16 protein-coding genes and 1 pseudogene are annotated in these 18,289 nt (G+C 63.3%); 11 read left to right on the forward strand and 6 right to left on the reverse strand.

Annotated features, from left to right (window positions below):
- Positions 1 to 33: 33 nt before the first annotated feature.
- The gene (locus AC0L3L_RS22235) at positions 34 to 759 is read right to left on the reverse strand and encodes a DUF1223 domain-containing protein (RefSeq protein WP_473639100.1); all 726 of its coding nucleotides are present in this window, start codon (positions 757 to 759) and stop codon (positions 34 to 36) included.
- 134 nt (positions 760 to 893) lie between these two features.
- Complete coding sequence (locus AC0L3L_RS22240) at positions 894 to 1,055, reverse strand: hypothetical protein (RefSeq protein WP_473639101.1); 162 nt, start codon at positions 1,053 to 1,055, stop codon at positions 894 to 896.
- 230 nt (positions 1,056 to 1,285) lie between these two features.
- Between AC0L3L_RS22240 and lepA the strand changes: the two genes are divergently transcribed.
- From lepA to AC0L3L_RS22275, 7 genes are all read left to right on the forward strand, one after another.
- Positions 1,286 to 3,091 carry a translation elongation factor 4 gene (gene lepA, locus AC0L3L_RS22245; RefSeq protein WP_473485676.1) on the forward strand — a complete coding sequence of 602 codons (1,806 nt, stop codon included), beginning with the start codon at positions 1,286 to 1,288 and terminating at the stop codon, positions 3,089 to 3,091.
- A gap of 211 nt (positions 3,092 to 3,302) precedes the next feature.
- Complete coding sequence (locus AC0L3L_RS22250) at positions 3,303 to 3,986, forward strand: hypothetical protein (RefSeq protein WP_473639102.1); 684 nt, start codon at positions 3,303 to 3,305, stop codon at positions 3,984 to 3,986.
- A 182-nt stretch (positions 3,987 to 4,168) separates the two neighbouring features.
- Positions 4,169 to 4,693 (forward strand): hypothetical protein, encoded by a 525-nt coding sequence (locus AC0L3L_RS22255; protein ID WP_473639103.1) that lies wholly within the window; start codon positions 4,169 to 4,171, stop codon positions 4,691 to 4,693.
- A gap of 7 nt (positions 4,694 to 4,700) precedes the next feature.
- Complete coding sequence (locus AC0L3L_RS22260; RefSeq protein ID WP_473485673.1) at positions 4,701 to 5,210, forward strand: hypothetical protein; 510 nt, start codon at positions 4,701 to 4,703, stop codon at positions 5,208 to 5,210.
- A 275-nt stretch (positions 5,211 to 5,485) separates the two neighbouring features.
- Positions 5,486 to 5,857 (forward strand): hypothetical protein, encoded by a 372-nt coding sequence (locus AC0L3L_RS22265; RefSeq protein WP_473529343.1) that lies wholly within the window; start codon positions 5,486 to 5,488, stop codon positions 5,855 to 5,857.
- Positions 5,858 to 6,111: 254 nt separating this feature from the next.
- A complete protein-coding gene (locus AC0L3L_RS22270) occupies positions 6,112 to 8,133 on the forward strand; it encodes a hydantoinase/oxoprolinase N-terminal domain-containing protein (RefSeq protein WP_473639104.1) in 2,022 nt (673 codons plus the stop codon).
- 256 nt (positions 8,134 to 8,389) lie between these two features.
- Positions 8,390 to 10,561 carry a malate synthase G gene (locus tag AC0L3L_RS22275; RefSeq protein WP_473639105.1) on the forward strand — a complete coding sequence of 724 codons (2,172 nt, stop codon included), beginning with the start codon at positions 8,390 to 8,392 and terminating at the stop codon, positions 10,559 to 10,561.
- 266 nt (positions 10,562 to 10,827) lie between these two features.
- Here AC0L3L_RS22275 and AC0L3L_RS22280 read toward each other — a convergent pair.
- A pseudogene (locus AC0L3L_RS22280) lies at positions 10,828 to 11,760 on the reverse strand (YifB family Mg chelatase-like AAA ATPase); the annotation flags it as partial.
- A gap of 4 nt (positions 11,761 to 11,764) precedes the next feature.
- On the opposite strand from AC0L3L_RS22280, the gene AC0L3L_RS22285 reads away from it, so the two are divergent.
- Positions 11,765 to 13,327, forward strand: coding sequence for a recombinase family protein (locus AC0L3L_RS22285; protein ID WP_473639106.1), 1,563 nt, complete (start codon positions 11,765 to 11,767; stop codon positions 13,325 to 13,327).
- An 18-nt stretch (positions 13,328 to 13,345) separates the two neighbouring features.
- Here AC0L3L_RS22285 and AC0L3L_RS22290 read toward each other — a convergent pair whose 3' ends face one another.
- The gene (locus tag AC0L3L_RS22290) at positions 13,346 to 14,656 is read right to left on the reverse strand and encodes a hypothetical protein (protein WP_473639107.1); all 1,311 of its coding nucleotides are present in this window, start codon (positions 14,654 to 14,656) and stop codon (positions 13,346 to 13,348) included.
- Between the two features lie 15 nt (positions 14,657 to 14,671).
- Positions 14,672 to 15,484, reverse strand: a complete 813-nt coding sequence (locus tag AC0L3L_RS22295; protein ID WP_473639108.1) for a thermonuclease family protein — start codon at positions 15,482 to 15,484, stop codon at positions 14,672 to 14,674.
- Between the two features lie 176 nt (positions 15,485 to 15,660).
- Here AC0L3L_RS22295 and AC0L3L_RS22300 point away from each other — a divergent pair, with 176 nt between their 5' ends.
- Genes AC0L3L_RS22300 through AC0L3L_RS22310 form a run of 3 tightly spaced genes read left to right on the forward strand, consistent with a single transcriptional unit; the run spans position 15,661 to position 17,713 of the window.
- On the forward strand, positions 15,661 to 15,921 hold the full coding sequence (locus tag AC0L3L_RS22300; RefSeq protein ID WP_473639109.1) for a metal-sensing transcriptional repressor: 261 nt from the start codon (positions 15,661 to 15,663) through the stop codon (positions 15,919 to 15,921).
- A 23-nt stretch (positions 15,922 to 15,944) separates the two neighbouring features.
- A complete protein-coding gene (locus AC0L3L_RS22305) occupies positions 15,945 to 16,991 on the forward strand; it encodes a cation diffusion facilitator family transporter (protein ID WP_473639110.1) in 1,047 nt (348 codons plus the stop codon).
- A 5-nt stretch (positions 16,992 to 16,996) separates the two neighbouring features.
- On the forward strand, positions 16,997 to 17,713 hold the full coding sequence (locus tag AC0L3L_RS22310) for a nickel/cobalt transporter (protein ID WP_473639111.1): 717 nt from the start codon (positions 16,997 to 16,999) through the stop codon (positions 17,711 to 17,713).
- Between the two features lie 22 nt (positions 17,714 to 17,735).
- Here the strand turns inward: AC0L3L_RS22310 and AC0L3L_RS22315 are convergent, their stop codons facing one another.
- A complete protein-coding gene (locus tag AC0L3L_RS22315) occupies positions 17,736 to 18,281 on the reverse strand; it encodes a hypothetical protein (protein WP_473639112.1) in 546 nt (181 codons plus the stop codon).
- Positions 18,282 to 18,289 lie beyond the last annotated feature (8 nt).

Consider the following 18,289-nt stretch of genomic DNA (forward strand, 5'->3'; position numbering starts at 1 on the left):
CCGCTCATGCGGCGTTGCGCAGATCTTTGGATTCTAGTTCGTCACGGCGGCCAGGATCGGTCCGCCATCCGGCACTTGCACCAGCACCGCGGTGCTTAGCCCGCTCGGCGGTGCCGGCAGCGGCAGCGCGATGGCCTCGCCGGTCCAGGCGCCAAGCCTGGAGAGGGAATGCACGACGTTGGCATGCGGCAGCGTGCGTCCGGTGTTTTCGCCGCGCGCCACCGGAACTTCGATGACGCCCTGCCGGTAGCGCACCAGCCAGATATCGGCCTTGCCGCCCGGCACCGGGCCGGCGCCGATGGCGATCTTGCCGCCGTCGAGCGATAGCGAGGGTCCTTTCGCGCGGCCACTGATCGAAATCAGCTGCTCGATCTCGCCGGGCCGGGCGCCGACCGCATCGGCATTGCCATTGACCACCACTTGCGGCGTGAACGGACCCGAACGGCCGAGCGACGGCTCGTAGCGGACCTGGCGCTGGGTGAATTCCTCCCTGCCGAAAGTGTCCTTCCAGCCGAGATAGTCCCAGTAGGTGACGTTGAAGGAGAGCGCCAGCACATCAGGCCGGTCCTTGACCTTGATGAGATTGGCGTTGGCCGGTGGGCAGGATGAGCAGCCCTGGCTGGTGAACAGCTCGACCACGGTGAGCGGCTGGCCGGCGGCGCCGGTTGCTGAAAACAGAACAGCGGCGAGCCCTACAAGGACCGCGCCTGCGCTTGATTGCGTCGCGCTCCCGCTGCGTTTGGCTTGTGATCCAGTCATCGGCTGTCCTCCTTTGCGACGGGCGTGAAGCGCCGTCATGTTCACACTTCGGCGCCGCAGTGCGGTTCGTTACAGCCATCACCGCTTCGTGATCGTTTACCTTTGTTTGCTGCCGGCGCGATGCCGCGAATAACTCAGCCCTGGCGCCGCGTTTCCATGTAGTGCCATAGGCCGACCGCGACGGCACCGGCCGCAATACAAACGGCGATCCAGATCCCGGTATTGCCGCCCACATTGCCGAACGCGGCGCCCAGCACCACCCCACCGAGAATGCCCCAAACCAACTTGCTCGCCATTGGTTTGTCCTTTCGTGAGTTCGGAAGGATAAGAGCCTTGCATAGCTGTGTGGTCATTTCGACACCGGACGGAGACCGGAAAATGGCCGGCACCGATGGATGCCGCTTCGGCTTTCGCCAGCCACTAATGCTGGAACACAGGCGGGGTGAGCGCAAACCTGACGCGATTGCCCTGGCGCCGCGCCCGGCCGCTTGCCCGGGCAAGCTGCCCCTGCTAAAGCCGCCCCATCATGACCACGCCGATCAAAAACATTCGCAATTTCTCCATCGTCGCCCATATCGACCATGGCAAATCCACGCTTGCCGACCGGCTGATCCAGTCCACCGGCGGGCTGGAGCTGCGCGACATGAAGGAGCAGGTGCTGGACTCGATGGATATCGAGCGTGAGCGCGGCATCACCATCAAGGCGCAGACGGTCCGGCTGAAATACCGCGCCAACAATGGCGAGGACTATATCCTCAACCTGATCGATACGCCCGGCCATGTCGACTTCGCCTACGAAGTGTCGCGGTCGCTCGCCGCCTGCGAAGGCTCGCTGCTGGTCGTCGATGCCTCTCAAGGCGTCGAGGCGCAGACGCTGGCCAATGTCTACCAGGCCATCGACAACAACCACGAGATCGTCGTGGTGCTGAACAAGGTCGATCTGCCCGCCGCCGAGCCCGAGCGCATCCGCGAGCAGGTCGAGGAGGTGATCGGCATCGATGCCTCCAACGCCGTGCTGATCTCGGCCAAGACCGGGCTCGGCATTCCCGACGTGCTGGAGGCGATCGTCAACGATTTGCCGCCGCCGCGCGAGGGCGACATCACAGCACCGCTGAAGGCGATGCTGGTCGACAGCTGGTACGACGCCTATCTCGGCGTCATCGTGCTGGTCCGCATCATCGACGGCGTGCTGAAGAAGGGCCAGACCATCCGCATGATGGGCACCGGCGCCAAGTACCTTGTCGAGCGCACCGGCGTCTTCACGCCGGCCCGCATCAATGTCGACGAGCTCGGCCCCGGCGAATTCGGCTTCTTCACCGGCTCGATCAAGGAAGTCGCCGATACCCGCGTCGGCGACACCATCACCGAGGACAAGCGCCAGACGGCCCAGGCCCTGCCCGGCTTCAAGCCGGCGCAGCCGGTGGTGTTCTGCGGCCTGTTCCCGGTCGACGCCGCCGATTTCGAGGATCTTCGCGCCGCGGTCGGCAAACTGCGCCTCAACGATGCTTCCTTCTCCTTCGAAATGGAAACCAGCGCGGCCCTCGGCTTCGGCTATCGCTGCGGCTTCCTTGGCCTTTTGCACCTCGAAATCATCCAGGAGCGGCTGGAGCGCGAGTTCAACCTCAACCTCATCGCCACTGCGCCCTCGGTCGTCTACCGGCTGCTGTTGAACGACGGCACGACGAAGGAATTGCACAACCCGGCCGACATGCCCGACGTGGTCAAAATCCAGGCGATCGAAGAGCCGTGGATTCGCGCCACCATCCTGACGCCCGACGAGTATCTCGGCGGCATCCTAAAACTCTGCCAGGACCGGCGCGGCATCCAGGCCGATCTGTCCTATGTCGGCAAGCGCGCCATGCTGACCTACGATCTGCCGCTCAACGAGGTTGTCTTCGACTTCTACGACCGGCTGAAGTCGATCTCCAAGGGCTACGCCTCCTTCGACTATCATTTGACCGATTATCGCGAGGGCGACCTGGTCAAAATGTCGATCCTGGTCAATGAGGAGCCGGTCGACGCGCTGTCGATGCTGGTCCACCGCACGGCGGCGGAAAAGCGCGGCCGGCTGATGTGCGAGAAGCTGAAGGAACTTATCCCGCACCATCTGTTCAAGATCCCGATCCAGGCGGCCATCGGCGGCAAGGTCATCGCCCGCGAAACGATCTCGGCGCTGCGCAAGGACGTCACCGCCAAATGCTACGGCGGCGACGTCTCACGCAAGCGCAAGCTGCTCGACAAGCAGAAAGAGGGCAAGAAGCGGATGCGCCAGTTCGGCAAGGTCGATATCCCGCAGGAGGCGTTTATCCAGGCGCTGAAGATGGGGGACTGAGAAGCCGGTTGGCGCGCAGCGCGCCAAGTCATCGATCCGGTGGATCGATGACAGGCTTCGAAAGCGGGGGAGCTGCCGGAGGCAGCGGGCCCCCCGCCAGCGCGGCGTTGAAGCTGCCCGGTAGAGAGCGAGTGTAACGACCCAGTCGCCATTGCGTTTTCTACCCCCGATTGTATCTTTGCCTCGGGGTCTTTGGGGAAAATCGCCTTTCATGCGCAAATATGTTGTTCCGTTCCTTTCGCTTTTTCTTGATTTCATCTGGATCAATGCCGTTGTAGGTCTGGCTATCTATCTAGCGCCATCACTACCGGAAACTGCGTTTGGCGGACCTTTGCCGTGGTCGGCGCAAATCGTCATTTCCCTGGTCTTGCTCTCGATTAATCGCCTGCTGAACCTCTCGCTCGGTGAGTATCTGCTATCCTACGCTGTCGCTGAATGGGAAGCCGGCGTGCGGCTTCGCCAATGGCCAAACCTCCTCCTTGGGACGGTCGGAGTCCTGTCCGGCGTAAACGAGCTGGTGCGCGGGACCGAGCCTGGCACCGGAGTGCCGTTCCTTTTCATGGTGGAGGAAACACGGCTCAAGATGGTCTCGCTCATGGTCTACGGAGCGCTCTATGGTTTGGGGGGCATCATGTTGCTGAGGTTTGCAACAGGTGCGAAACTGCTCAACGCCGCCTTATTAGCGAGCGGCGCCGTGATCCTTGCGATCAACATGCTGTTCAGCCATGACGCAATGGTTGAAGCAATCATCGCGCGCAACGAAGATCAAGGCAGGCCAATCACCTGGGAAGCGGCAGAACAAGTCGTGGCGTTCTCGCCATACTATCTCGCAGTTGTGTTGGCTGTCACGGCCGCGATCCTGTACTTTTGCCGGGAGCGCCCGGCAGCCCGGTGACCGGCAAGCTGCTCGACAAGCAGAAAGAGGGCAAAGGAACGCGCGGCAGTTCGGCAAGGTAGATATGCCGCAGGAGGCGTTATCCACGCTGAAAATGGGGACTGAGCGAGCTGCGCCACGAAAACCAACGATTGGAGAACGCCCTTTCCTGAAGTATCCTTGGGCTTGGAAGGGGGATCTCAATGCGTTCCGCCAACCCTGCCATCTCCGATATCGTCGCCGCGATTGGCCTGGCGATCGGTGGCGCCTTTGGGCTTGCCGGCACCTTCGTGGCGAGCGCCGAGCTGCGCGAAACACTTTGGACGATCGACGGCGTCGCACTCGTGGTGGCAGCCGCCCTCTTGACGATGAAGTACCAGCGGCTGGGCAATGACTGCGTCGCGGCCGGGTTCCTCACCTTCGTCGCCGGCGAGAGCCTGCTGCTGTCAGGCAATGCCGCAGGCCTCGAGGCCAGCGTTCCCTCCTATGTCGGGGGCATCTCGCTTTGGGCGGCCGCCCTTGTCATGGTCAGCGCGCCGAAAACCTTCGCACTGTGGATGCGCCTGACCGCTGTCGTGGCCGCTGTGCTGTTTGTCGTGTCGGCAGGCCTGATCCTCTGGGGCGCCCCTTTGCTGCCGACTTCGGCGCCGCTGCCCGCTGCCGGATATCCGTTTCTGGTCCTCACATTCATCGGCTGGATCTGGACCCTGCTGAAATCAGGCCGATGAGTGGCCCATGTCTTCGCCCGTCGAAATCCGCAACAGCCCCACCGGAAAAATCTTTCCCGCGCTCGGGCCGCTCCTGATCGCTGCGATCTTCGGCTTCTTCGCGCTGAAGGGGCTTGCGTCAGGCGCCCCGGGCCAAGGGCTGTTCCTGGTGGTGGTGCTGGCGCTTGGCTGCCTGGGGCTTGGTCTGTTCCTGGCGCGCGGCGCGTTCGACACCGGCGTCCAGGTGGTGCTCGACGCCAGTGGCTTTCGCGACCGGCGCGGTGGCGACGTGCTGGTGCCCTGGGAGAAGGTGCGCAGCGCGCACCTCACCTCCGGCGAAGGCGCGGCGATGATCAGCTTCGAACTGACCGAGCCGCCTCCCGATGCGATCAGATATGCGCCGGCCAACGCGCTCGGCCGCTTGCTGCCCTTCGGCAAAAACATCGTCCATATGGAGATATCCTCGCTCGACATCACCGGCGCCGACATGATCGCGGCGATCCGGCGGCTCGCGCCGCATGTGGCGGTGTTGAGGTAAGCGCTCCCCCTTCTCCCCCTTTGTTTGGACTGGGGACATCGCGAACAGGTGTGCGAGGACATCGCGAACAGTTTTGCGCGTTGTGCGCGAGGGGGTTCGGGATGCCGTTCAAGGACAGAAGCGCGATGTCCCCAGTCCAAACAAAGGGGGAGAAGGAAAGGTCGCGCCTTTCGCGACGCGCAGATTTACCGCCACCCCCTTCCACCCCTCCAGCCTCTATGCCATGGTCTCCTCGCGGCCGGGCAGGCCGTTTCATTCCGGGGGGAATCATCATGTTGTCTTACGCTTTCGCGCGGCGCATCGCCGTCGCGCTCTGTCTTGCCGCATCGTTTGCATCGGCGGCTTATGCCGGCGATGTCACCTTCGCCATCAAAAACAGCCATCCCAACGCCATGCGCGTCGAGCTCTACAGCCAGGACCGCGACCATATCTGGCCGGGCAACAATCAGGACTATTATCTCAGCGACGGCGAGACCAAGTCGATCCCGCTGTCCTGCGATGACGGTGAATCGATCTGCTACGGCGCCTGGGTCGACGGCGACGAGGGCACCTATTGGGGCGTCGGCCCCGGCAACACCGAAAAATGCGACGATTGCTGCTACACCTGCAGCGGCGGCGAGACCGAAGAGATCGATCTGGTTCCGTGAGCAGGAATCTCCCCCTCGAGGGGGAGATGTCGCCAAAGGCGACAGAGGGGGTCGGTACGTCCGGACGCGACTCGATCGCGGACAAAGGATGCCGGCGCTCCACGCGAGACGACCCCCTCTGGCCTGCCGGCCATCTCCCCCTCAAGGGGGGAGATTACGCGCGCCTGGCCCAGCGCTCGCGGCTTTATCGGCCGGGCCATATCGGCTAAGGGCTTCACAGCAAAAACCTCGCCGCCCCGGACCGCTGCTAAAATATGACCGCCAAATCCTCCCCCCTGTTCCTCGGCATCGACACCGGCGGCACCTATACCGACGCCGTGCTGTGGTCGGAAGCCGGCGGGCCAAGCGGAAAAGTGCACGCCAAAGCCAAGGCGCTGACCACCCGCCACGATCTGGCGGTCGGCATATCAGGCGCGGTCGATGCGGTGCTGCAAAAAGCCGGCACCGATCCTGCAGCGATAAAACTGGTATCGATGTCGACGACGCTCGCCACCAACGCACTGGTCGAAGGCCAGGGTGGCCGCGTGGCGCTGGTGATGATCGGTTTTTCCGAAGGCGATCTTGCCCGCGACGGGCTGAAGGCGGCGCTCGGCACCGACCCTGTGGTGTTCTGCCCCGGCGGCCACGATGTCCATGGCAATGCGGCAAAACTCGACCTGTCCGGGCTGGAGGCGGCGCTGCCGGAACTCGGCGCCTCGGTGTCCGGCTTTGCCGTCTGCGCCTATTTCGCCACCCGCAATCCGGCGCATGAGCTTGCCGCTCGCGACCTCATCCGCGAAAAGACCGGCCTGCCGGTCACCGCCAGCCACGAGCTTTCGGCCAAGCTCGGCGGCCCGCGCCGGGCGCTCACCACGTTGCTCAATGCCCGGCTGATCTCGATGATCGACCGGCTGGTGGCGGCGACCGAAGGGTTTTTGGCCGCCCGCAAGATCGCAGCCCCGCTGATGGTGGTGCGCGGCGATGGCGCTTTGGTCTCGGCCGCCTTCGCCCGCCAGCGGCCGATCGAAACGATCCTTTCCGGCCCCGCCGCCAGCCTTGTCGGCGCCCGCCACATGACCGGCCTCGACGATGCTGTCGTGTCCGATATCGGCGGCACCACCACCGATGTCGCCGTGCTCGACGGCGGTCGTCCCAGGCTCGACCCGGAAGGCGCCACCGTCGGCGGCTTCCGCACCATGGTCGAGGCCGTCGCCATGCGCACTTTTGGGCTCGGCGGCGATTCCGAAGTGGCGCTGGAGGACGGCGCGCTCAACCCGAAAATCCTGCTTGGGCCGCGCCGCCTGGTGCCGCTGGCGTTGGCCGGCATGGTGCATGGCGAGGCGGTGACTGTCGAACTGGAACGCCAAATCCGGGCGCCCAACCCCGGCCGCATGGATGGCCGCTTGGCGGTCAGGACCGGCGTGCCGGAGCGGCTGGCGGCCGGCCTGACCGGCGCCGAAGCCAAGCTTTATGAAATGATCCGCGCGACTCCGCTCACCGTCGACAGGCTTTTGACCTCGAATGCCCAGAACGCCACTTTGAACCGGCTGGTGTCGCGCGGCCTGGTGCATGTCGCCGGCTTCACGCCGTCGGATGCCGCCCATGTGCTGGGCAAGCAGGCCAATTGGGACGCCGCCTCGGCCCGTCTGGGTGCGGAGCTGTTCGCCCGCAAGCGCGACGGGCGCGGGCAGGCGATCGCCGCCTCGCCGGAGGAGATATCGGAACGGGTGCTGACCACGCTGACCCGCCTGTCGGCGGAAGTCATCCTCGAAACCGCCTTTGCCGAGGACGGGCTCGATGGCGCGGCGACCGTGGCGCACGCGCTGGTGCAGCGCGCTGTCGACGCGCATCCCGGCATCGCCCGCCTCAGCGTCGCGCTCGACCGCCCGGTCATCGGCCTCGGCGCCTCGGCGCCGCTGCATTATGGCGGGCTGCCACCGCTGGTCGGCAATGGCTGCGTGGTGCCCGAGGATACCGACGTCGCCAATGCGCTCGGCGCCGTCGTCGGTCAGGTCAGGGTTTCGGCGGAAGCGCGGGTCAGCCAGCCCAAGGAAGGGCTGTTTCGAGTCGCCTCGGGCGAAAGCGTGCGCGATTTTCTAGACGAGGCTGCGGCGATCGCCGCGGCGGAAATCGATGTGCGGACAATCGCCGCCGGGCGGGCAAAGGACGCCGGCACCGACAGCGCCGAGATCGAGGTCGCCAGCGAATTCCGCGTCTCGACCGTCGAGGGCCAACGCATGTTCATCGAGGCGCATGTGGTGGCGGTGGCGTCCGGCAGGCCAAGGATTGCGGTGTGAGCGCGTAATCTCCCCCCTCGAGGGGGAGATGTCGCCGAAGGCGACAGAGAGGGTCGCAGCGCATAAAGCGCGACGCGATTTGGTGCAAAAAGGGGTCGCGCTCCATGCGAGGCGACCCCCTCTGGCCTGCCGGCCATCTCCTCCTCCAGGGGGAGATCGGCTGCAAAATACGTCCCCTTCACTTCTAAGCTGAATTGACCGTGCCACCCTGACATGTAAAAGGCCCGGCCAATGCCTTTCGTCTGGAGAAGCCCCGATGACCGATCGCGTCGAAATCGCCGGATTGCGGATTGCCCGCGAGCTTTATGATTTCGTCGTGAACGAGGCGCTGCGGGGCACGGGCATTGCGGCCGACGCCTTCTGGACCGGCTTTGCGTCCGTCGTTCACGATCTTTCGCCGAAGAACTGGGCGCTGCTCGAAAAGCGCGACACGTTGCAGGACCAGATCGACCGCTGGTATCGCGACAATGGCGCACCCAGCGACATGGAAGCCTACAAGGATTTCCTCAAGGAGATCGGCTATCTCGTGCCGGAAGGGCCTGCCTTCTCAGTCGCGACCGAAAATGTCGACCCGGAGATTTCGGTGGTCGCCGGGCCGCAGTTGGTGGTGCCAGTGATGAACGCGCGCTACGCGCTGAATGCCGCCAATGCGCGCTGGGGCTCGCTCTATGACGCGCTCTACGGCACCGACGCCATTCCCGAGACCGGCGGCGCCGAGAAGGGCGGCAGATTCAATCCCGTGCGCGGCGCCAAGGTCATTGTCTGGGCGAAGGATTTTCTCGACGAGTCGGTGCCGGTCACCTCGGGCAAATGGGCAGGGGTGAACGGGCTTTCGGTTGCCAACGGCATGTTGCGGCTGGGCGAGGGCGCCGGCGCCACAACGCTTGCCGACCCCAGACAGTTTGCCGGCTATCGCGGCGATGCCGCCAATCCCGAAGCCGTCCTGCTCACAAGGAATGGTCTGCACATCGAGATCGTCATCGACCATAGCAACCAGATCGGCAAGACCGATCCAGCCGGCATCGCTGATGTCATCTTGGAATCGGCGCTGACCACCATCCAGGACTGCGAGGATTCGGTCGCGGCGGTCGATGCGCAGGACAAGGTCCTGGTCTACCGCAACTGGCTCGGCCTGATGAAGGGCGACCTTGCCGAGGAGATCACCAAGGGCGGCAGGACGTTTACACGAAAACTCAATCCCGACCGGTCGTACACGGCGCCCGATGGCGGCGCGCTGACGCTGCCCGGTCGCTCGCTGATGCTGATCCGCAACGTCGGTCACCTGATGACCAATCCGGCGATAACAGACCGCGACGGCAACGAGGTGCCGGAAGGCATCATGGATGCGGCGATGACGGCGCTGATCGCGCTACATGATGTCGGGCCGAACGGACGACGCGCCAATTCCCGCGCCGGCTCAATATACGTCGTAAAACCCAAGATGCACGGGCCGGAGGAGGTCGCTTTCGCCGTCGAGATCTTCGACCGGGTCGAAGCGCTGCTCGGCATGGCGAAAAACACCATCAAGATGGGCATCATGGACGAGGAGCGGCGCACCACCGTCAACCTCAAGGAGGCGATCCGCGCCGCGAAAGAGCGCGTCGTCTTCATCAACACCGGGTTCCTCGATCGCACCGGCGACGAGATCCACACCTCGATGGAGGCCGGCCCGATGATCCGCAAGGGCGACATGAAGCAGGCCGCCTGGATTGCCGCCTATGAGGCCTGGAACGTCGACACCGGGCTGGAATGCGGGCTGGCCGGCCGTGCCCAGATCGGCAAGGGCATGTGGGCGATGCCCGATCTGATGGCCGCGATGCTGGCCGAGAAGATCGCCCATCCCAAGGCCGGCGCCAACACAGCCTGGGTGCCGTCGCCGACTGCGGCGACGCTGCACGCCACCCATTATCACAAGGTCGACGTTCAGGCCGTGCAGGCGGCGCTGAAGAGCCGGCCGAAGGCCAAGCTCGACGACATCCTGTCGGTGCCGGTAGCGGTGCGGCCGAACTGGTCGCCGGAGGAGGTCCAGAAGGAACTCGACAACAACGCGCAGGGCATTCTGGGCTATGTCGTGCGCTGGATCGACCAGGGCGTCGGCTGCTCGAAAGTGCCAGACATCAATGACATAGGCCTGATGGAGGATCGCGCCACGCTGCGTATCTCCTCACAGCATATCGCCAACTGGCTTTATCATGGCGTCTGCACGTCAGACCAGGTGATGGAGACAATGAAGCGCATGGCTGGCGTCGTCGACCGCCAGAACGCAGGCGATCCGCTCTATCGGCCGATGGCGCCCGACTTCGACAAATCGATCGCCTTCCTCGCCGCCTGCGACCTCGTCTTCAAGGGCCGGGTCCAGCCCAACGGCTACACCGAACCGGTGCTGCACGCGCGGCGGCTGGAGCTGAAGGCGAAGCAGGGCGCCTGAGGCGAAGGGCTCAGGCCCGCAACGCGAACTCCAAATGGGACGGCGCGGGAGCCGGCGTCCCCTCCCCTTGAGGGTCCCTTGAGGGGAGGGTAGCCCGAAGGGCCGAGAGGGGTCGCAAAGGCAGTGCGCCAACCCAACTCTGGATGACATCCCTCGGGAGGTAGGATCGTCGTAATATTCGAAATGCGGCGAGGCCGAGCGTCTCTTCGACGACCCCTCCCGGCCGCTTCGCGGCCACCCTCCCCTCAAGGGGGAGGGGAGCGCCCCTACGCCGCCTGCGCCATCCGCTCCGAACTCATGCGGTAGGAAATCGCTTCCGCCAGATGGATGCGGCCGACCGTCTCGCTGGCCTCGAGATCGGCCAGCGTTCGCGCCACTTTCAGCACCCGATGATAGGCCCGCGCGGAAAAGCCGAGCTTTTCGCTGGCATCCCGGAGCAGCGACAGGCCTGATGCATCCGGCATGGCGATCTCTTCGATGACGGCGGGCGAGCAATGCGCGTTGGTGGTGGCGGATGTCGCGCCGAGCCGTTCGAAACGCTCGCGCTGGATCGTCCGGGCGCGTGCCACGCGCAATGCCACCGCGGCGCTTTTCTCCGCCCGGTCCGGCCGGATCAGATCGCTGGCCGAGACCGCCGGCACTTCGATCCGGAGATCGATGCGATCGAGCAGCGGGCCGGAAATGCGCGCCTGGTAGTCGGTGCGGCAACGGTCGCCGCGCAGGCAGCGATAGCCCGGCTCACCGGCCATGCCGCAGCGGCACGGGTTCATCGCCGCGACCAGTTGGATGCGCGCCGGATAGGTGACGCGATGATTGGCGCGGGCGATCATGCAGTCGCCGGTCTCCAGCGGCTGGCGCAGTGCGTCGAGCGCCTGCGGCGAGAATTCGGGGAATTCATCGAGGAACAGCACGCCGTGATGGGCTAGCGAGGCCTCGCCCGGCCGCACGCGCAGGCCGCCGCCGACCATCGCCGCCATCGAGGCCGAATGGTGCGGGGCGCGGAACGGCCGCCGGTCGGTCAGTTTTCCCTCGCCGAGTTCGCCGGCCACCGATGCGATCATCGAGACTTCGAGCAATTCCCTGGGCGCCAGCGGTGGCAGGATCGACGGCAGCCGCTGCGCCAGCATCGATTTTCCCGATCCCGGCGGTCCGACCATCAGCATGTTATGGACAGAAGACCTCCTAACCTGTAAGGCCCTGCCGATGACTAAACACGCTGCCCACTCCGCCCTTCCCAGCAGACCGAAAGCCTACTCCTACGTGCGGTTCTCCACCCCGGAGCAAGCCAAGGGTGACAGTTTCCGACGCCAGACTGAGGCGGCAGAGAGGTACGCAGCGCTACACGGCTTGGACATCGACCGGAAGTTCACGTTCCATGACCTCGGCATGTCGGCTTATCGCGGCCGCAACACGGTCGACGGGATGCTGGGGGAGTTCTTGGCGTACGTCCGATCAGGGGACATTCCGAAGGGGTCGTTCCTTCTGGTGGAGAACCTGGACCGGGTTTCCCGAGAGAACGTTTGGGACGCACTGGACGCGCTCAGGGACATCGCGAAGGCAGGGGTGACCGTGGCCACTCTGAGCGATGGCAAGCAGTACAGCTACGACAGCCTCCGGCAAAACCCAATGGACATGATGCTTGCGCTGCTGATGTTCATGCGGGCGAACGACGAGAGCGCCACCAAGGGTCGGCGTGTCGGCGAGGCGTGGGCCAACAAGCGGCGCAACGCGGCCATCAAGCCACTGTCGGCACTCTGCCCCGGATGGCTGCGCCTCAGGGAAGATCGGACAGGCTTTGACCTGATACCGGGAAGAGATGACATCGTGCGCCGCGTGTTTGACATGACGCTGGCGGGCAAGGGCCAGCATACGATCGCCGAAACCTTCAACAGGGAGGGGATCGCGGTGTTTGGTCGGGGTACTCACTGGCATCGAACCTACATCAAGAAGATGCTCTCAGAGGCCGCTACGATCGGCTCGTTCACGCCCCACCGCATTGAGATAGTGGACGGAAAGAAGCGACGGGTTCCGACCGAGACGGTGGAGGGGTATTTCCCGGCGGTGATCGACCGTGAGGTGTTCGACAGGGTCAGCGCTCTTTCCAACGGGCGAGGCGTCAGGGAGAGCAACGGCGGGGGCATGGCGAACATCCTCGCGGGCCTCGCGAAGTGCCCCAAGTGCGGCGCGACTATGACGCGCGTGAACAAGGGCGGCAAGAAGGGCGGCAAGCCATACTTGGTCTGCACCACCGCCAAGGCCGGAGCCGGCTGCGAATACCGTCAGGTCCGCGTCGGTGACGTCGAAGAAGCGATCATCAATAACGCCGGCTGGCTGAACGCATCGCTTCCGGCGACGGACGAAGCATTGCAAACGGAATTGGAGCGGGCGACCGCCGCAGAGATGGCAATCGGCGATGAGATTGAGAACGTGGTCGATGCAATCGCGCAGGCAGGGCACTCACCCGCGTTGCTGGACCGCCTGAGGCTGAACCAAGCGGCACAGGATGACATCCGACGCACCATCGCTGACCTTGAGCGGCACATAGCGGACACCTTGACGAACCGAGTTCAGGTCACTGCGGCGCAGTTTGTCGACGCGGCGGAGGCCGAGGAGCCGCGAGACGTGGCACTGATCAACGCCATCCTTCGGCAGCTCTTCACTAAGGTCGAGGTGGACTGGCCGAGCGGGCGTCTCTGGCTCCACTGGAAGCACGCTCCGGGAGAGACCACTGGGATCATGTATGCGTGGCCGAAAGAGGACGCCTGATCTGCTCTTCGCGTGACGTCAGGGTGGCAGGGATAACTCGGGGAAGTCTCGGTCGTGCTGTCCTCCGATGTAGCAACAATAACGTCCCTCGAACCCGATCTCGCTCAACAAAATCCGCGTGATGAGTTCGCGGACGAGAATGATGCTGTCCCAGATGTCGATCTCGTCAGGTAGCACGCCGGTATGCACAAGCGTGTTCCGTAACTTCACGAGCGACACTATCGTCCCCATGCCGAAATCTCGCCGTGACATCCCATAGTGATCGAACAAAGCATCGATCTTGGCCGACAGGGGCTTTTGGTTGATGGCCTTGATCCTCTCCTTGAAGATTTCCTTTTGACTGGCGGTAAGGTCGGCGTGCTGATCGACCACGTCCAAGAGCTTCTGTCGAAGCCCGTTGAAGGTTGACTTGGGGGCTGCGCTTCCCCTCTTCGCGGGGAGCACCGTTTCGATGATCGTTTCCAGTGCGGTCATGGCGGTCAAGAAGCGAACTTCATTGACTGTCGAGCCGCTTTGCATCCACCGCAGCCCTATCCAGATGACTTCAGGAACCGGACCTTGCTCGAAGTAGCGGCGCGCCAATGCTGCGATGAATGGGTCATGGTTCAAGAAGTGCTGGACAGAGAACTCCTGCCGGTAGCCCGCACCGCTGTAGAACGTGGCGGTGAATGTATTGCCCTCGAAGTAGTCCAACCTGGGGGTCTGGAGGCGCGCGCCATGAGCGAACGCGAGGCCCTGATGCATGTGACGCAGGAACTGATCTGCCTCGGTGACCCAGTCTGCTCCGGGCGCCTCGCTCGGTGCCATAAGCCTCACGCACCCGGACATTTCGTCCGCATGGGAGCCGTCAGAGGAACCCCAGACAGCCAAGGTCCCCAGAGGCGTTTTGATAGGTGAGTTCCGAAAGGACGAGAACCCACGAAACCAGAGCCTCAGGACGGGCTTAGGTGCCTTCTCCTTCATGATTTGCGAGACATTCGCGGTCAGATAGCTCACGTCTATGAAGTGGCCCTCATCGTTCACCCGGTATCCCGTCAGCGACAATGTGTCGGACGCAATGCGGTCTCCTGACTTGGTGTATGCCTCGAGGCTAAGGCGCTCACTGGGTTGTCCCGGCTTACCCATTGTCTGCGCGAGTAGCAGGAAGCTCCGCCCGTTCAATGCGTCGAACTTGAAGCGCAGGCGGCAGTCGGCCTTGGCGGACAGCGAGAACCGAACATCAATCGCCTGCCCGCCTGCCAAGAGTTGGCCGCGATAGCGTCTCTTCCTTAGGACGGCGGTAGCGGTGCGTCTCCGTCGTTGCCAAGATGGTCCAACGGTTTTGACCATGAGTTTCCCCAGCCCTCAGGATGCGCACCACGGACGAGGCGTCGGCGGGCAGTCCGTCGCGCCGCAAACAAACGGCACCGCCAGTCCTTCGGAGATCAGCACGTCGCCAACGTCTTGCCCATTGGCGAAGAGCGAGCCGCAACTTCGCCCGTAGTCGCAGCGATCAGTCCCCTCACTGCCTGCCGGGCAAGAACATGGGACCATCTTCAGTTCCAGCTTTGCCGATGCAACCAGCTCCGTGAGGCGGGCCTTTGCCCGATGCCCAAGGTCAGCTTCAACAGCACACCTTGGGTCGATGCTCTCAGGAGCATTGAAGCCGACCAGCCGGGTTCCCTTTGCAGCCCCGTCGAGCCGGATAGTGTCGCCGTCCGTAATGATGAACTGCGTTCTGGCGAGCGGCTCTCTGTCGCCTGTGCTTGTTCTCGCGAAGGACGGTATGCTCGGCCATGTGACGTGGCCGCCTTTGACGACGAACGAGTAGATCAGGGACCCGACGACCAGTGCCAGCGCGACCCCAAAAGTTCTCGCGAACCGGGATGCCAGATATCGTGCCTCGCGAGCGAGGAGGCTTCGCGAGCGGCGTGGTCGCCAGCGCGACGACGATGGAGCCTTGTTCAGGGGCGAACGTGATGGTGTAGAGTGGCTCGGCGATGTCGGACCTATGATCTCATGGAGCTTCGCCCACTGTTTCGCGCTCAGGCGTGTGCGCGCACCGTACTTCACCAGCCGTTCGCGCATGTCGAGCAGGAAATGCCGCTGCCATTGGCTAAGGCGGCCGCGAGCAAGAGCAGCCTCGATACGGGACTTCAGATCGTCCTCGGGCTCCATTCCGATTGCCCCGCTCCCCTCATCACAATACTGGACAGCCGGCTGGGTGTGAATAGGTGTGGAGCCGCTGGCTCCTTTGAAGGATGCCTTTCGGTCAAAACAGGCACAGCAGGGCTCACCGACCTCCACTTGCCCGCCTCTTGCATTATCCTCCGGGGGAGGATACCCACCGTTGGATGAAGCACCAGTCCCATCCCAAGATCATCGCCCGGCTGAAGCGAGCCAATGGCCACTTAGCGTCGATCCTCACAATGTTCGAGGAGGGTCGCCCATGTGTTGACTTAGCCCAACAACTCCACGCCGTCGAAAGCGCGGTTGCGAACGCCAAGCGTGAGTTGATCCACGATCACATAGAGCATTGCCTTCAGGACGAAGCTGAAGGTTCCGGCTCGGTCGGTGCGCTCGCGGAACTCAAAGTGCTGACGAAATACCTGTGAGGTCGACGATGTGGGCGAAGGTGTTGGACTGGTTCGGCTTCGGCCCTCGTGGACACGAGGACGGTTCCTACAGACATGACCACGGCGGAGGAGGAGGACACGGCCACACGCATGGTGTGATCGACGCAACCATCGCGACGACCGACCGGGGCATCTGGGCGATCAAATGGTCGTTCATCATCCTTGCGATCACTGCGGCTCTGCAGATCGGGGTTGTGCTGCTTTCGGGCAGCGTGGCGCTCCTCGCAGACACGATCCACAACATTGGCGATGCCACCACAGCGATCCCCCTTTGGATTGCGTTCAGGCTCGCGCGCAGGAAGCCGACGGACAGGTTCCCCTATGGTCTCGGTCGCGTCGAGGACTTGGCTGGCATCCTCATCGTCCTCATCATCCTCATCAGTGCAGTCGTGGCTGGCTACGAGGCCATCGACAGGCTTATCAGGCCCCAAGTGGTGTCACATCTTGGCTGGCTCATTGCGGCAGGCATCGTGGGCTTCTTGGGCAATGAGATCGTCGCGGTATTTCGCATTCGGGTCGGTCGCGAGATCAACAGCACGGCGCTGATCGCGGATGGCTACCACGCTCGCACCGATGGACTTACCAGCCTCGCTGTCGTGGTTGGCGCGATAGGTGTCTGGCTGGGCTTCCCGTTAGCAGACCCGATCATTGGCTTGATCATCACTGTTACCATCTTCGGCATCGTCTGGCAGTCGGCGCGCTCTGTGCTTACCCGGATGCTCGACGGTCTTGAGCCCGGTGTCCTCGATGAAATCCATCATGCGGCCGACCATGTCCCCGGCATCAACAAGGTGGTGGACGCCAAGGCTCGGTGGATCGGCCACAAGCTCCATGCGGACGTTGCCATAGCGGTCGACGACCACCTGTCGGTAGTCCAAGCTGGCAAGGTGGCCACGGCGCTGGAGAGCGAACTGTTCGCCCACATGCCGGCGCTGGCAGTCGCGAACGTTCGGTTTGCTTCGTCGGATGTGCAGACCAGTCACGGCCATGGTCACCATGATCATGATCATCATCGTCACGACCATGATCACCATGGCCATCATCACTGAGGCCCATGTTCTACACGCTCGTCGAAATCCAGCGCACCATCTATCTGGCGCTTGCTGAGCAGATTAAGGTCCTGTCCACGGGCAGCGACTGGCTGGGGTTCCTTGCGTTCTTGCCGATGGGGGTCGCCTTCGGGGCAATCCATGCCCTGACCCCTGGGCACAGCAAGGCCGTCCTGGCTACCTATCTTGCCGGCTCGGAGGCGAAGGTCATGCGGGGCCTTATGGTATCGCTCACCCTGTCGTTCACGCACGTGGCCATCGCGGTGCTGATCGCGGCTTTGTCCCTGCCGCTCGTTTCCGTCACTCTTGGAAGTGTGGGCCGAGCGCCGTTGCTCGAAGACATCAGTCGCGGGCTGCTTGGCTTGATCGGCGCCTGGATGCTTTGGCGCGCTGTACGTCATCGACATGACCACCAAGACCTCGAAGGTGGGGCAGTGGGCGTCATGGCTGGGTTGGTCCCATGCCCGTTGACACTGTTCGCGATGACCTTCGCGATTACCAGAGGAGTTCCAGCGGCAGGGCTTTTGTTCGCTGGGACAATGATGATCGGCGTGGCGATCACCCTGTCGTGTGTCGCTGTCCTCTCGATCCTTTTGCGCGAGCGCCTTGTCCGCTTCGTCGAGGGCCGACCGGAATTGTTCGACGCCATTACCCGCTCGATGGAAGGTTTGGCTGGCGCGGCTCTTGTTGCCCTTGCGCTGCACGAAATCTTCCTGCGCTAAGTCGCGCGGGAAGAACGACGTGTCAGTCGGCCATGATCGAACTGGCAACGACGCGCGGGTTTCCTGACGTCGCTGAAGGCAGGACTACCAGCCGTACAAATTGCTTACGTCCGCCGGCAATGAGGATGTAGAGACGCGAGAACTCCTCCGTATCACGATCTTCGGCAATCTTCTCGGCATCCGTGCGGGTGAAGAAACTCTGCCGAAATGTCTCAGGATCGACATCGGGAAATGCCAGCGTGCATGTCTGCACGGGTTTGCCGTTCAGCGTTGCCTTCGTAGTGCCGATGATGGTTCCTGCTGGCAACCCTTCCTCCGGCTCGGCAACCAGCCATGCCTCCACCGAGGTTGGATCAGCGACCGGCGCGAGTTCGGCGAAACCTCCTTCGGCAATAAGTGTCCACCTGTGTTCGTGCGCGGTCACTATCATGCGCTCGAAGTTGGGCCCCTCGGCCAAACAGGTACGATGGAATTGTTCGACGGCTTGATCGACAACAACGTCGGATCGCGCTGGGGCTGCCATCAGCCCGAGGACTGCCGTCGCTGCCAATGCGGTACGGCGCAACATTGGACAAT

The organism is Mesorhizobium sp. WSM4849, assembly GCF_055811385.1.